The sequence below is a fragment of the Pseudomonas lalucatii genome (assembly GCF_018398425.1).
GTDB lineage: Bacteria > Pseudomonadota > Gammaproteobacteria > Pseudomonadales > Pseudomonadaceae > Aquipseudomonas > Aquipseudomonas lalucatii.
Window position 1 is genome coordinate 2,040,622 of sequence record NZ_JADPMV010000001.1, and the last position, 14,349, is coordinate 2,054,970.

Below are 14,349 nucleotides of genomic sequence, written 5' to 3' on the forward strand. Positions count from 1 at the left end.
GAGCGCCCCATGACACTACTCACCGCTGAACGCACCCCCGCCGGCACCAGCTACCTGGCGACCGGCCAGGGCCGGCCTGTGGTCCTGATCCACGGCGTCGGCCTGAACAAAGAGATGTGGGGCGGACAGATCGTCGGCCTGGCGCCGAGCTACCGGGTCATCGCCTACGACATGCTCGGCCATGGCGCCAGCCCGCGGCCGGCCGCCGGCACGAGCCTGGCCGGCTATGCCGAGCAGCTGCTCGAGCTGCTCGACCACCTGGAACTGGCCCAGGCGACCATCATCGGCTTCTCCATGGGCGGCCTGATCGCCCGCGCCTTCGCCCTGCACCACCCGCAGCGCACCGGCGGCCTGGTGGTGCTCAACAGCGTGTTCAACCGCAACCCGGAGCAGAGCGCCGGGGTGATCGAGCGCGCCCGCCAGGTCGCCGAGCATGGCCCCAACGCCAACGCCGAGGCGGCCCTGACGCGCTGGTTCAGCCGCGAATACCAGGCCGCCAACCCGGCGCAGATCGCCGCGCTGCGCCAGACCCTGGCCAGCAACGATCCGCAGGGCTACCTGACCACCTACGAGCTGTTCGCCACCCAGGACATGTACCGGGCCGACGCCCTGCACGGCATCGGCGTGCCGGCCCTGATCGCCACCGGCGAGCTGGACCCCGGCTCGACCCCGCAGATGGCCCGGGAGCTGGCCGCACGCATTCCCGGGGCACAAGTCGCCGTGCTCGCCGAGCAGCGGCATATGATGCCGGTGGAGTCGCCGCGCCTGGTCAACCAGCTGCTGCTCGACTTCCTCCATCGCGCCCAGACCACAGAGAACCCAGCACAGGGGATCGTTGCATGACACTCACGCGCTTTCAGATGTGCATCGACGGCCAATGGGTCGATGCCCTTTCCGGCAACACCTTCCACAGCCTCGACCCGGCCCATGCCGAGCCCTGGGCCGAGCTGCCCGACGCCGCCGAAGCCGACGTCGAGCGCGCCGTGCAGGCCGCCCAGGCGGCCTTCGACAGCCCGGCCTGGCGCGGCCTGACGGCCACCGCCCGCGGCAAGCTGCTGCGTCGCCTGGGCGACCTGATCGCCGAGAACAAGGAGCGCCTGGCCCAGCTGGAGAGCCGCGACAACGGCAAGCTGATCCGCGAGACCCGCGGCCAGGTCGGCTACCTGCCGGAGTTCTTCCACTACACCGCCGGCCTGGCCGACAAGCTGGAAGGCGGCACGCTGCCGCTGGATAAGACCGACATGTTCGGCTACACCGTGCACGAGCCGCTCGGCGTGGTGGCGGCGATCATCCCCTGGAACAGCCCGCTGTACCTGACCGCGATCAAGCTGGCGCCGGCCCTGGCCGCCGGCAATACCATGGTCATCAAGCCGTCCGAGCACGCCTCGGCGACCCTCCTGGAGCTGGCGCGCCTGGCCCTGGAGGCCGGCATTCCGCCGGGCGTGGTCAACGTCATCACCGGCTACGGCGCCAGCACCGGCGCGGCCCTGACCCGCCACCCGCTGGTACGCAAGATCGCCTTCACCGGCGGCGCCGCCACCGCCCGCCACGTGGTGCGCAGCAGTGCGGAGAACTTCGCCAAGCTGTCCCTGGAGCTGGGCGGCAAGTCGCCGAACATCATCTTCGCCGACGCCGACCTGGACAGCGCCATCAACGGCGCGGTCGCCGGCATCTACGCCGCCTCCGGGCAGAGCTGCGTATCCGGCTCACGCCTGCTGGTGCAGGACGAGATCTACGACGAATTCGTCGAGCGCCTGGTCGAGCGCGCCCGGCGCATCCGCATCGGCAACCCGCAGGACGACAGCAGCGAGATGGGCCCCATGGCCACCGCGCAGCAGCTGGCAGTGGTCGAAGGCCTGGTCGCCGACGCCCTGGCCGAGGGCGCGACATTGCGCCTGGGCGGCAAGCGCGCGCAGATCGAGGGCAACGGCTGGTACTACGAGCCGACCCTGTTCGAGTGCGACAGCAACTCGATGAAGATCATGCAGGAAGAAGTGTTCGGCCCGGTCGCCTCGGTGATCCGCTTCAAGGACGAGGCCGAGGCCCTGGCCATCGCCAACGACTCGCAGTTCGGCCTGGCCGCCGGCATCTGGACCCGCGACCTGGGCCGCGCCCACCGCCTGGCCCGCGACGTGCGCTCGGGCATCATCTGGGTCAACACCTACCGCGCGGTCTCGGCCATGGCGCCGATCGGCGGCTTCAAGAACAGCGGCTACGGTCGCGAGAGCGGCATCGACTCGGTGCTCGCCTACACCGAGCAGAAGACGGTGTGGATCAACCTCTCGCAGGCGCCGATGGCCGACCCCTTCGTGATGCGTTGAGCGCGCAGCAACCGTATTCAGAGAGAGCGAAAATGATCGAACCCGGCATTTACAAAGAGGTGATGGGCTCCTTCCCCTCCGGCGTCACCGTGGTCACCTGCCTCGACGAGGCCGGCGGCATCGTCGGCATCACCGCCAGCGCCTTCAGCGCCCTGTCCATCGACCCGGCGCTGGTGCTGTTCTGCCCCAACTACGCCTCGGACTCCTACCCGCTGCTCTGCGCCAGCAAGCGCTTCGCCATCCACCTGCTGTCCGCCGAGCAGAAGGCCGAAGCCTACGCCTTCGCCGGCAAGGGCAAGGACAAGGCCAAGGGCATCGCCTGGCGGCTCAGCGCGCTGGGCAACCCGCTGCTGAGCAACGCCACGGCGATCATCGAATGCGAGCTGTGGCGCGAGTACGACGGCGGCGACCACGCCATCATCGTCGGCGCGGTGCAGAACCTGATCCTGCCCGAGACCGAGGTCACCCCCATGGTCTACCACCGCGGCAAGCTCGGCGCCCTGCCCGCCATCGCCTGAGCCTGATCGCCAGACCATTTTTTTGGGGTCGCCTGCCGTTCACCCTGGTGGCGACCCCTTTTTTATTTTCGGAGCCGACATGACCCCAGCAGCCGCACAGCTGTTCCGCCAGCAGGCCTATATCGATGGCCACTGGTGCGACGCCCAGGACGCCACCACCCAGGACATCTTCAACCCGGCCAACGGCGCCCCGATCGGCCGGGTGCCGAACATGGGCACCGCGGAAACCCGCCGCGCCATCGCCGCCGCCGAAGCCGCCTGGCCGGCCTGGCGCGCGCGCACGGCCAAGGAGCGCAGCGCCATCCTCAAGCGCTGGCACGGGCTGATGCTGGAGCACGCCGACGCCCTGGCGGAAATTCTCACCCTGGAGCAGGGCAAGCCGCTGGCCGAGGCCAAGGGCGAGATCCTCTACGCCGCCAGCTTCATCGAGTGGTTCGCCGAGGAAGCCAAGCGCATCTACGGCGACACCATTCCCAGCCACAAGGGCGATGCGCGCATCGTGGTGAGCAAGGAGCCGATCGGCGTGGTCGCCGCCATCACGCCGTGGAACTTCCCCGCCGCGATGATCACCCGCAAGGCCGGCCCGGCCCTGGCCGCCGGCTGCCCGTGCATCGTCAAGCCGGCGCCGGAGACGCCCTTCTCCGCCCTGGCCATGGCCGCCCTGGCCGAGCAGGCCGGCATCCCGGCGGGCATCTTCAGCGTGGTCACCGGCGACGCCGTGGCGATCGGCGGCGAACTGACCGCCAGCGCCGCGGTGCGCAAGCTGTCCTTCACCGGCTCCACCGCCATCGGCAAGCTGCTCATGGCACAGTGCGCCGAGACCCTGAAGAAGGTCTCCCTGGAACTGGGCGGCAACGCGCCGTTCATCGTCTTCGACGACGCCGACCTGGAGCGCGCGGTGGAGGGCGCGCTGATCGCCAAGTTCCGCAACGCCGGGCAGACCTGCGTGTGCGTCAACCGCTTCCTGGTGCAGGACGGCATCTACGAGGCCTTCGTCAGCCGCCTGGCCGAGCGGGTGGCCGAGTTCCGGGTCGGCGACGGCTTCAGCGCCGGGGTCACCCAGGGCCCGCTGATCAACCAGCGCGCCGTGGCCAAGGTCGAAGACCATGTGCAGGACGCCCTGGGCAAGGGTGCGCGGCTGCTCTGCGGCGGCGAGCGCCACGCCCTGGGCCACGGCTTCTTCCAGCCGACGGTGCTGGCCGATGTTTCCCTGCAGATGAAGGTCGCCCGCGAGGAGACCTTCGGCCCCCTGGCCGCGGTGTTCCGCTTCGCCAGCGAGGCCGAGGCCGTGCAGCTGGCCAACGACACCGAGTACGGCCTGGCCGCTTATTGCTACACCCGCGACCTGGGCCGCGCCTGGCGCATGAGCGAGGCGCTGGAATATGGCATGGTCGGCATCAACGAGGGGCTGATCTCCACCGAGGTCGCGCCGTTCGGCGGGGTCAAGTCCTCGGGCCTGGGCCGCGAAGGCTCCAAGTACGGCATCGAGGACTACCTGGAAATCAAATACACCCTGATGGGCGGGCTCTGAGTCCGGCAAGCCGAGGAGAAGCGCATGAGCAACGACAAGTACGAGAAGGGCCTGGCGATCCGCACCCAGGTGCTGGGCGAGGCCTATGTCAGCAAGTCGATCGAGAATGCCGACGACTTCAACCGTCCGCTGCAGGAACTGGTCACCGAGTACTGCTGGGGCCACGTCTGGGGCCGCGAGGGTTTGTCCCTGGCCGAACGCAGCATGATAAACTTGGCGATGATTTCGGCACTAAATCGCCCGCACGAACTGAAGCTGCATATCCGCGGCGCCCTGCGCAACGGTTTGAGCCGCGAGCAGATTCGCGAGATCCTGCTGCAGGTCGGCATTTACTGCGGCGTGCCAGCCGCCGTGGACAGTTTCCGCATCGCCCGCGAAGCCTTCGCCGAGGCAGATGCCGAAAGCCAATCGTAAGTACTGGCTTGAAGGAAGCATCCCGAGCACCCTCGATCCAGCGATCTGGGTGCTTTTTTGCTTTTTACGGACAGCCCCAACCAGAGCGGAACCCATGAAACGCCTGCCTCTCGACGATAGCTTCAAGGTCAATCGCAACCCCGTTACCCTGCGCGAAATCGTGCTGGATAAACTGCGCAGCGCCATCATGAACTTCCAGCTGCTGCCCGGCGACCGCCTGGTCGAGCGCGACCTCTGCGACCGCCTCGGGGTCAGCCGCACCTCGGTGCGCGAAGCCCTGCGCCACCTCGAGTCCGAGGGCCTGGTGGAGTTCGCCGACGCCCGCGGCCCGCGGGTGGCCATCATCACCCTGGAGGACGCCCGCGACATCTACGAGCTGCGTTGCGTGCTCGAGGGGCTGATCGTCCAGCTGTTCACCCTCAACGCCAAGGCCAAGGACATCCGCGCCCTGGAACGCGCCCTGGAGGAAAACCGCCGGGTGCTCGAGGAAGGCGAACTGCAGCAGGTGCTCGACTCGGTGCAAGGTTTCTACGACGTGCTGCTGGAAGGCTCGGGCAACCATATCGCCGCCACCCAGCTGCGCCAGCTGCAGGCACGCATCAGCTACCTGCGCGCCACCTCGGTGTCGCAGACCAACCGCCGCGGCAGCAGCAACCAGGAGATGGAGCGCATCGTCGCGGCGATCAAGAGCGGCGACCCGCTGGCCGCCCACCAGGCCTCGGTGGACCACGTGCGCGCCGCCGCCAAGGTGGCCCTGGACTACCTCAGGTCCAAGCAGGACGAGAGCGCCACGCCCCGCGAGATCGCCACGCCGATCGCGCTGAAAGACCCGCGCATAGGGCGCTGAGGCCATGCCCGCCCCGCGCTTCTGCCCCCAGTGTGGCACCGACCGCCTGAGCCGCCGGGTGCCCCCCGGCGACAGCCATGAACGGCTGATGTGCGCGGGCTGCGCCTATATCCACTACGAGAACCCGAAGATCATCGCCGGCTGCATCATCGAGCAGGACGGCAAGTACCTGCTGTGCCAGCGCGCCATCGCCCCGCGCCCCGGCACCTGGACCCTGCCGGCCGGCTTCATGGAGAGCGGCGAGACCACCGAGCAGGCGGCCCTGCGCGAGGTGTGGGAGGAGACCGGGGTGCGCGCCGAGATCGTCTCGCCCTACTCGATCTTCAGCGTGCCGAAGATCAGCGAGGTGTACATCATCTTCCGCGCCGTGGCGGTCGAGGTGACCGGCAGCTTCGGCCCGGAAACCCTCGACTACCGCTTCTTCGCCCCCGAGGAGATCCCCTGGGAGAGCATCTACTACCCGGCCATCCGGCAGATCCTCGAGCGCTACATCGAGGAGCGCCAGGCGGGGGTCTACGGCATCTACATCGGCAACGACGACAGCGGCAGGGTGCACTTTATCCGCTGAGGCCGCCGGTCTTCCGCGGCCGGCCGGCGCGCTCAGGGCGCGCAGCCCTCGACTATGATCACCTCGACGACCGCCGCGCCCTGGCGGTGGCCACAGGCCTCCTGGTACTCCGGCGAGTTGTAGCAGGCCAGGGCCTGCTCGTAGGAAGCGAACTCGATGACCACGTTGCGCGGCGGCGTCGCCCGCCCCTCCAGGGCCTGGGCGCGACCGCCGCGGGCGAGGAAGGTGGCGCCGTACTTGGCGAACGCCGCCGGCGCCCGTCGGGTGTATTCGCCGTACTGCTCGGGGTCCGTCACCTCGACATGGGCGATCCAGTAAGCCTTCATCCTGCCTCCGCTATTCGTCAGTTATGCGTATTATGGTATACCATAAAACCTGATATACATCTTCCCCCGATCGCAACCCCCGAGAGCACCGGCATGGCATTCAACAGCATCGAAGAAATCATCGAAGACTACCGCCAGGGCAAGATGGTCCTGCTGGTCGACGACGAAGACCGCGAGAACGAGGGCGACCTGCTGCTGGCCGCGGAGCGCTGCACGCCGGAAGCGATCAACTTCATGGCCCGCGAGGCCCGCGGCCTGATCTGCCTGACCCTGACCGACGAGCACTGCCAGCGCCTCGGCCTGGAGCAGATGGTGCCGAGCAACGGCAGCGCCTTCTCCACCGCCTTCACCATCTCCATCGAGGCCGCCACGGGGGTGACCACCGGCATCTCCGCCGCCGACCGCGCCCGCACCGTGCTGGCCGCCGTGGCCCCGGACGCCAGGGCCGAAGACCTGGTGCAGCCCGGGCACATCTTCCCCCTGCGCGCCCGCGACGGCGGCGTGCTCAACCGCGCCGGGCACACCGAGGCCGGCTGCGACCTGGCGCGCCTGGCCGGCTTCAGCCCGGCGTCGGTGATAGTCGAGGTGATGAACGAGGACGGCAGCATGGCCCGTCGCCCCGACCTGGAACAGTTCGCCGCCCGGCACGGCGTCAAGATCGGCACCATCGCCGACCTGATCCACTACCGGCTGAGCACCGAACACACGGTGACCCGCATCGGCGAGCGCGAACTGCCGACCGTGCATGGCGACTTCCGCCTGATCACCTACGAGGACCGCATCGAAGGCGGCGTGCACCTGGCCATGGTGATGGGCGAGATCGACCGTGACGAGCCGACCCTGGTGCGCGTGCACGTGATCGACCCGCTGCGCGACCTGGTCGGCGCCGAGTACACCGGCCCGCAGAACTGGACGCTCTGGGCCGCGCTGCAGAAGGTCGCCGCGGAAGGCCGCGGCGTGGTGGTGGTGCTGGCCAACAACGAATCGTCCCAGGCCCTGCTGGAGCGCGTGCCGCAACTGACCCAGCCGCGCCAGCAGTTCAACCGCTCGCAGTCGCGCATCTATTCCGAGGTCGGCACCGGCGCGCAGATCCTCCAGGACATCGGCGTCGGCAAGCTGCGCCACCTCGGCGCGCCGCTGAAGTACGCCGGCCTGACCGGCTACGACCTGGAAGTGGTGGAGACCCTCAGCTTCGCCGAATAAGTGCGGCCGGCGCCGCCCAGCCATGCCATCCGTCGAAACGGCGCGGCCGGCAGGCTGTGCCACGGCCCTCGCCATGCGCACACTTCGCCCCTGGCGCCCGAGGTTGAACGAGGCGCGCAGCAGCACCGCCTCGCCGGACTCGCGCGCCAACGCGCGTCGGTCGTCGGCCGGCGCCACGGCCACCGAAAAAGCACTTGCATAGACAATATTACGGTATACCATCAGACATAGATTCGCCGTCAGCCGCCGGCGACACCAGTCCCGCTCCCGGCGCTGTCGGGGGCAGCATGCCCTGTCGAGGTATCCCAGATGATCGATGCAAGCACCTACAAACACGTCATGGGCTCCTTCCCCTCCGGCGTCACCGTGATCACCACCCTGGACGATAACGGCGGCATCGTCGGCATGACCGCCAGCGCCTTCAGCTCGCTGTCGATGGACCCGGCGCTGGTGCTGTTCTGCCCCAACTACAGCTCCGACTCCTACCCGGCGCTGATCAAGCGCCAGCGCTTCGCCATCCACCTGCTGTCGGCCGAGCAGCAGGGCGAGGCCTATGCCTTCGCCCGCAAGGGCAGCGACAAGGCCCAGGGCATCGAGTGGACCCTCAGCGAGCTGGGCAACCCCATCCTGAGCAAGGCCACGGCGATCATCGAGTGCGAGCTGTGGCGCGAATACGAGGGCGGCGACCACGCCATCCTGGTCGGCGCGGTACAGAACCTGATCGTGCCGGAGCAGGAGGTGATCCCGATGGTCTACTGCCGCGGCAAGATGGGCGCCCTGCAAGCCTTCGCCTGACGCCCCGCGCCGCACTCCGGTCGCCGCCACGGCGACCCTAGCCACCTCCCCTGCAATCGCCCCGGTCCCGGCACGAATGCCGGATCGGGGCGTGCCCGCTCAGGTGCGGAAGCGCTGGACCAGGCCGTTGAGCTCGTCGGACAGGCCGGTAAGCCGCTGCGCGTCGTCCCGGGTGGAGCCGGCCAGCCTGGCCACCAGCTGCGCGTCACCGTGAATCTGGCTGATGTGCCGGTTGATGTCCTCGGCCACCTGATGTTGCTCCTCGGCGGCGGTGGCTATCTGGGTGTTCATGTCGCGAATCACGTCCACCGACGCGCGGATCTGCTCGAAGCTGGCGCTCGCCGCGTTGATCGAACCGACGCTCTGCTGCGACACGTCCAGGCTGCCGCGCATCTGCACGCCCATCTGCTGGGTGCGCTGGGCCAGCTTGCCGAGCAGGTCGTCGATCTCGCCGGTGGTGTCGGCGGTGCGCTTGGCCAGGGCGCGCACCTCGTCGGCGACCACGGCGAAGCCGCGCCCCTGCTCGCCGGCCCGCGCCGCCTCGATGGCCGCGTTCAAGGCCAGCAGGTTGGTCTGCTCGGCGATCGAGCGAATGGTGCCGAGGATCGACTGGATGTCGCCGCTGTCCTGCTCCAGCTGCTGCATGGCGTCGGCGGATTGCTCGATCTCCAGGCTGAGCCGGTTGACGTTGCTGACCGCCGCGTCGATCTGCCGCTGGCCGTCATGGGCCTGGCGCTGGCCGTTGTCGGCCGACTCGGCGGCCTGGCTGCAGGAGCGCGCCACCTCGTTGGCGGTCATGACCATCTCATGGAAGGCGGTGGAGACCATGTCCACCGCCTCGCGCTGGCGCCCGGCGGCCTCGGCCATTTCCGCGGCCACCGCGCTGGAACTGCCGGAGGCGCGGTGGATCTGCACCGCCGCCTCGCCGATGCGCCGGATCAGCTGGCGGATGGCGCCGAGGAACTGATTGAACCAACCGGCCAGTTGCGCGGTTTCGTCGCGCCCGCGCACCGTCAGGCTGCCGGTCAGGTCGCCCTCGCCCTGGGCGATGCTCTCCAGGCCGCCGGTCACCGCGCGGATCGGCCGCACGATCAGCCCGGCGAACCAGGCGCCGACGCCGGCGAACAACAGCGCCAGCAGCAGCGCGATGCCGGCGATCATCCAGGTCAGGCGGCTGGCGGCGCTCATCACCTCGCTCTCGCGCACCAGGCCGACGAAGCGCCAGCCCAGCTGTTCGGACGGCCAGACGTGGGCCATGTAGCGCTCGCCGTCCAGCTCCACCTCCACCAGGCCCCTGGCGGCGCTGCCGAGCCGGGCGTAGGCCTCGCCCAGCGCCTCCAGCGGCTTGAAGTTGTGCCCCGGCTCGCTCGGGTCCACCAGCACGGTGCCGTTGTGTTCCATGAGCATCAGATAGCCGCTGTCGCCGAGCTTGATCTGCTTGACGATGTCGGTCAGCTGCTGCAGCGACACGTCGATGTTCACCACCCCGCCCGGGCTGCCCAGGCGATTGGCGAAGCTGCGCACGGTGCTGACCAGCACCACGTCGTCAGCCGCCCAGTAATAGGCCTCGGTGCGCTGGGTCTGTCCCGGCTGGGCCAGCGCTCGCCGGTACCAGGGGCGCGTGCGCGGATCGTAGTTGCTCAGGTTCGGGTCGCCGGGCCAGAACACGTAGCCACCCTCGCGGGTACCCAGCGACAGGTAGGCATAGGCCGGATGGCTGGCGGCCAGGCCGGCGAACAGCTCGAACAGGCGCCGGTCCTGCGCGCCCATCGGCGTGGCGGCCGCGTCTGGCGCGACATAGCTTTTCAGCGCGCCGTCGATGGCCTGCAGCTGCGGATGGCTGGCGAGAAACTCGACGTTCTGGCTGATGCCCTGGAAGAACAGCTGCATGGCATTGTCGACCTGACGTATCTCCCGGCCACTGCTGTCGAGGAAGCCTGCACGCGCCTCGCTGCGCAGGTTGAGCACGATCAGCACGGCGACCAGGACGATCGGTACGCAGGCGATGACCGCGAAGGCCAGGGTGAGTTTTTGCTTGATGTTCATCCTCTATCCTTGTTCTGAGGGGGACCGATGGGCAGAAAGATTTTGCGGATATCCCGTATTATGGTATACCAATAATACGCGAGATGCGCCGCCCTGCGCGTGGCCGCCGGCCATCGCCGCAGACCCACATCGATGCAGCGCCCAGCGCGCTAAACCCCCACGGCCAAGCCAGTGTCGAGGCCGACTACACCCAGGTTCGAGGTAAGCGTCATGAAGTTTTCTTTGTTCGTGCACATGGAGCGCTACGACGAGCAGATCAGCCATCGTCAACTGTTCGAGAATCTCACCGAACTGACCCTGATGGCCGAGGCCGGCGGTTTCAGCACCGTCTGGATCGGCGAACACCACGCGATGGAATACACCATCTCGCCGAGCCCCATGCCGCTGCTGTCCTACCTGGCGGCCAAGACCAGCACCATCCGCCTCGGCGCCGGCACCATCATCGCGCCGTTCTGGCACCCCATCCGCGTCGCCGGCGAATGCGCCCTGCTCGACGTGATCAGCAACGGCCGCATGGAAGTGGGCCTGGCCCGCGGCGCCTACCAGTACGAATTCGACCGCATGGCCGGCGGCATGCCGGCCTCCTCCGGCGGCCAGCACCTGCGCGAGATGGTCCCGGTGGTCAAGGCCCTGTGGCAGGGCGACTACGCCCACGACGGCGAGATCTGGAAGTTCCCCACCGCCACCTCCTCGCCCAAGCCGCTCCAGCAGCCCGGCCCGCCGGTATGGATCGCCGCGCGCGACCCCGACTCGCACAACTTCGCGGTGAAGCACGGCTGCAACGTGATGGTCACCCCGCTGATGAAGGGCGACGAGGAAGTGGTCGACCTGATGAACAAGTTCGAAACCGCCCTGGCCAACAACCCGGAGGTGCCGCGCCCGCAACTGATGGTGCTGCGCCACACCCACGTGCACAGCCCAGAAGACAGCGAAGGCTGGAGGGTTGGCGCCCAGGCCATCTCGCGCTTCTACCGCACCTTCGACGCCTGGTTCGGCAACAAGCAGACCCCGGTCAACGGCCTGCTGGCGCCGAGTCCGGAGGAGAAGTTCAAGGAGCGCCCGGAGTTCGAGCTGGAGAACATCCACAAGAACACCATGATCGGCACGCCCGAGCAGATCATCGCGCGCATCCGCCATTACCAGGAGCTGGGCGTCGACGAGTTCAGCTTCTGGGCCGACAACGGCCTGTCCCACGAGGAAAAGAAGCAGTCCCTGGCGCTGTTCATCCAGCACGTGGTGCCGGCCTTCCGCTGAGCCCCAGCTGAGCAGCACAGAAAAGCCGGATCAGCGATGATCCGGCTTTTTTCGTTCAGCCGCGGGGATGTGCATCCGCGACAGGATGCTAATAACCAGATCGCATAAATGTGCGGCCGATCTAGGCACGGCACTCGGCATACTGGTATACCGAATCCCACAACTACAACACGCGCCATCCGTGGATGGCCGCGCAACACGAGTAGGGAGTGGTTATGGGGTTGGCAAGGCCGGTGGTCGTCCTGTTGGGCGCCTTGTGGATGGCAGTTCAAGTCGCGCAGGCCCAGGAGAGCCTGACGTTCGTCAGCTGGGGCGGTTCGACCCAGGCCGCCCAGCAGAAGGCCTGGGCGGAGCCCTTCAGCCGCGCCACCGGCATCGCCGTGAAACAGGCCGGGCCCACCGACTACGCCGCCTTCAAGGCCATGGTCGAGAGCGGCGAAGTGATCTGGGACGTGGTCGACGTCGAGCCCGACTTCGCCCTGCGCGCCGGTCGCGAAGGCCTGCTCGAGCCCATGGATTTCAAGCTGATCGCCCAGCCGCAGATCGACCCGCGCTTCGTCACCCTGTACGCCGTGGGCTCCTTCTACTTCTCCTTCGTCCTCGGCTACAACAGCGAGCGCCTGGCGGCGGCGCCGCAAGGCTGGGCCGCGCTGTTCGACACGGCCAACTTCCCCGGCAAGCGCGCGCTGTACAAGTGGCCGAGCCCCGGGGTGCTGGAGATGGCACTGCTGGCCGACGGCGTCGCCGCCGAGCACCTCTACCCGCTGGACCTGGATCGCGCCTTCGCCAAGCTCGAGCGCATCAAGGCCGATATCCGCTGGTGGGACAGCGGCGAGGAATCCCAGCGCCTGCTGACCTCCGGCGAGGCCAGCCTGGGCATGTTCTGGAACGGCCGGGTCAACGCCCTGCAGCAGAGCAGCACGACGATCGGCATCGGCTGGCGGCAGAACCTGGTCAGCGGCGACTTCCTGGTGATCCCCCGCGGCGCCAAGAACGCCGCGGCCGCCAAGCGCTTTCTCGGCTTCGCCAGCAGCCCCCAGGCCCAGGCCGACTTCGCCATGCTCAGCGGCTATGCGCCGGTCAACCTGGAGAGTACGAGCAAGGTGCCGGCGGTGCTCGCCGACAGCCTGCCCAGCGCCCACGGCGACAGCCAGGTGACCCTGGACTTCAAGTACTGGAGCAAGCACGGCGAGGCCATCGCCGAACGCTGGTACGCCTGGCAGCGCCAGTAAGGCCACGCAGGCGGCTGCGGCGCAAAAAAAAAAAGCGGCCCCCAAGCTCGGGGCCGCCCTCAATCATGGAGTTGCTTACATCCGCTGGCCGCGATGACGGGCGGCCGCAGTCATTGGATTGCCGTTGCCGGCGCGCGGTCACACCCGGTCCTCCGCGGCCCTGGGCAGGGTGCTGGCAGCGCTCAGGAGGCCATGAAACAATGCCCGTCCAGCCGACCGTCACCGCCGGAGCCCCATGGACCTCGCCGAACTCACCGCCCGCCTGCACGCCATCCGCGACCGCAACGACTGGCGGCAATTCCACAGCCCGAAGAACCTGGCCATGGCCGCCAGCGTGGAGATGGCCGAGCTGGTGGAGATCTTCCAGTGGCTGAGCGAGGCGCAGTCACGCCAGTTGCCCCCCGCGCAACTGGCGCACGCCGGCCAGGAGGTCGGCGACATCGTCCTCTACCTGCTGCTGTTGTGCAGCGAGCTGGGCATCGACCTGGAGCAGGCGGTGCGCGCCAAGCTGGCCGACAGCGAACGGCGCTTCGGCCGATGAAGGACCGGCACTTCGACGAACTGGCCACCCGTTTCGCCGAGAAGATCTACGGCGGCGCCAAGGGCGCGATCCGCCTGGCGGTGCTCCAGGCCGACCTGGCCGAGGCCCTGCCGGACCGCCCGCTGCGGGTGCTGGACATCGGCGCCGGCCTCGGCCACATGGCGCTGTGGCTGGCCGGCCGCGGCCACCTGGTGACCCTGGCCGAGCCGGCCGCGCCCATGCTCGAAGGGGCCCGCGCGCGCTTCGCCGGCGCCGGCCAGCCGGCCACCTTCATCCAGGCGCCCTGGCAGGAGCTGCTCGGCCAGCTCAACCAGCCCTATGACCTGGTGGTCTGCCACGCGGTGCTGGAATGGCTGGCCGAGCCCCAGGCCATACTGCCGGTGCTGCACCAGCTCACCGCGCCGGGAGGCTGGCTGTCGCTGGCCTTCTACAACAAGGACGCGCTGATCTACCGCAACCTGCTCAAGGGCCACTTCCGCAAGCTGCGCAAGGCCGAGTTCGCCGGCGAGAAGCGCAGCCTGACGCCGCAGCGCCCGCTCGACCCGCGCGAGCTGGCGACGCAACTCGACGCACTCTGGCGGGTCGAAAGCCAGAGTGGCGTGCGGGTCTTCCACGACTACATGGCACCGGAATTCCAGGCCAAGGCCGAGCCGATCGACCTGCTGGAGATGGAGCTGGCCTACCGCCGCCACCCGAGTTTCGCCGGTGTGGGCCGCTACCTGCACTGGATCTGCCGCCCGCGCTGAGAGAGGG

Annotated in this window: 15 protein-coding genes and 1 pseudogene; 13 read left to right on the forward strand and 3 right to left on the reverse strand. The window is 68.4% G+C overall.

Annotated elements, in window-relative coordinates; genetic code table 11:
• The first annotated feature begins 9 nt into the window (after positions 1-9).
• From I0D00_RS09310 to I0D00_RS09340, 7 genes are all read left to right on the forward strand, one after another.
• Positions 10-843: an alpha/beta fold hydrolase gene (locus I0D00_RS09310; protein WP_213639440.1), complete on the forward strand. Its 834-nt coding sequence runs from the start codon at positions 10-12 to the stop codon at positions 841-843.
• Positions 840-2,321: an aldehyde dehydrogenase gene (locus I0D00_RS09315; RefSeq protein ID WP_213639441.1), complete on the forward strand. Its 1,482-nt coding sequence runs from the start codon at positions 840-842 to the stop codon at positions 2,319-2,321. The genes I0D00_RS09310 and I0D00_RS09315 overlap by 4 nt, the downstream gene beginning before the upstream one ends.
• A gap of 32 nt (positions 2,322-2,353) precedes the next feature.
• Positions 2,354-2,839, forward strand: coding sequence for a flavin reductase family protein (locus I0D00_RS09320; RefSeq protein ID WP_213639442.1), 486 nt, complete (start codon positions 2,354-2,356; stop codon positions 2,837-2,839).
• 79 nt (positions 2,840-2,918) lie between these two features.
• Positions 2,919-4,370 (forward strand): NAD-dependent succinate-semialdehyde dehydrogenase, encoded by a 1,452-nt coding sequence (locus tag I0D00_RS09325; RefSeq protein ID WP_213639443.1) that lies wholly within the window; start codon positions 2,919-2,921, stop codon positions 4,368-4,370.
• A gap of 24 nt (positions 4,371-4,394) precedes the next feature.
• Complete coding sequence (locus I0D00_RS09330) at positions 4,395-4,784, forward strand: carboxymuconolactone decarboxylase family protein (protein WP_213639444.1); 390 nt, start codon at positions 4,395-4,397, stop codon at positions 4,782-4,784.
• 94 nt (positions 4,785-4,878) lie between these two features.
• Positions 4,879-5,631 carry a GntR family transcriptional regulator gene (locus I0D00_RS09335; protein WP_213639445.1) on the forward strand — a complete coding sequence of 251 codons (753 nt, stop codon included), beginning with the start codon at positions 4,879-4,881 and terminating at the stop codon, positions 5,629-5,631.
• Between the two features lie 4 nt (positions 5,632-5,635).
• Positions 5,636-6,199 (forward strand): NUDIX hydrolase, encoded by a 564-nt coding sequence (locus I0D00_RS09340; protein WP_213639446.1) that lies wholly within the window; start codon positions 5,636-5,638, stop codon positions 6,197-6,199.
• Between the two features lie 32 nt (positions 6,200-6,231).
• Here I0D00_RS09340 and I0D00_RS09345 read toward each other — a convergent pair whose 3' ends face one another.
• Positions 6,232-6,525 (reverse strand): DUF1330 domain-containing protein, encoded by a 294-nt coding sequence (locus I0D00_RS09345; protein WP_213639447.1) that lies wholly within the window; start codon positions 6,523-6,525, stop codon positions 6,232-6,234.
• A gap of 93 nt (positions 6,526-6,618) precedes the next feature.
• Here I0D00_RS09345 and ribBA point away from each other — a divergent pair, with 93 nt between their 5' ends.
• On the forward strand, positions 6,619-7,728 hold the full coding sequence (gene ribBA, locus I0D00_RS09350; RefSeq protein WP_213639448.1) for a bifunctional 3,4-dihydroxy-2-butanone-4-phosphate synthase/GTP cyclohydrolase II: 1,110 nt from the start codon (positions 6,619-6,621) through the stop codon (positions 7,726-7,728).
• Between the two features lie 309 nt (positions 7,729-8,037).
• Positions 8,038-8,523 carry a flavin reductase family protein gene (locus I0D00_RS09355; RefSeq protein ID WP_213639449.1) on the forward strand — a complete coding sequence of 162 codons (486 nt, stop codon included), beginning with the start codon at positions 8,038-8,040 and terminating at the stop codon, positions 8,521-8,523.
• A gap of 99 nt (positions 8,524-8,622) precedes the next feature.
• Here the strand turns inward: I0D00_RS09355 and I0D00_RS21850 are convergent, their stop codons facing one another.
• On the reverse strand, positions 8,623-9,390 hold the full coding sequence (locus tag I0D00_RS21850; RefSeq protein ID WP_420850805.1) for a methyl-accepting chemotaxis protein: 768 nt from the start codon (positions 9,388-9,390) through the stop codon (positions 8,623-8,625).
• An 87-nt stretch (positions 9,391-9,477) separates the two neighbouring features.
• A pseudogene (locus I0D00_RS21855) lies at positions 9,478-10,569 on the reverse strand (HAMP domain-containing protein); the annotation flags it as partial.
• Positions 10,570-10,779: 210 nt separating this feature from the next.
• Here I0D00_RS21855 and I0D00_RS09365 point away from each other — a divergent pair.
• The 4 genes from I0D00_RS09365 to I0D00_RS09380 all read left to right on the forward strand — a co-directional run bounded on the left by I0D00_RS09365 (position 10,780) and on the right by I0D00_RS09380 (position 14,342).
• Positions 10,780-11,823, forward strand: coding sequence for an LLM class flavin-dependent oxidoreductase (locus I0D00_RS09365; protein ID WP_213639451.1), 1,044 nt, complete (start codon positions 10,780-10,782; stop codon positions 11,821-11,823).
• A gap of 215 nt (positions 11,824-12,038) precedes the next feature.
• Entirely contained in the window at positions 12,039-13,055 is a 1,017-nt protein-coding gene (locus tag I0D00_RS09370) for an ABC transporter substrate-binding protein (protein WP_213639452.1), read from the forward strand.
• A gap of 235 nt (positions 13,056-13,290) precedes the next feature.
• The gene (locus tag I0D00_RS09375) at positions 13,291-13,596 is read left to right on the forward strand and encodes a nucleotide pyrophosphohydrolase (protein ID WP_213639453.1); all 306 of its coding nucleotides are present in this window, start codon (positions 13,291-13,293) and stop codon (positions 13,594-13,596) included.
• On the forward strand, positions 13,593-14,342 hold the full coding sequence (locus tag I0D00_RS09380) for a methyltransferase domain-containing protein (RefSeq protein ID WP_213639454.1): 750 nt from the start codon (positions 13,593-13,595) through the stop codon (positions 14,340-14,342). The genes I0D00_RS09375 and I0D00_RS09380 overlap by 4 nt, the downstream gene beginning before the upstream one ends.
• Positions 14,343-14,349: the final 7 nt, after the last annotated feature.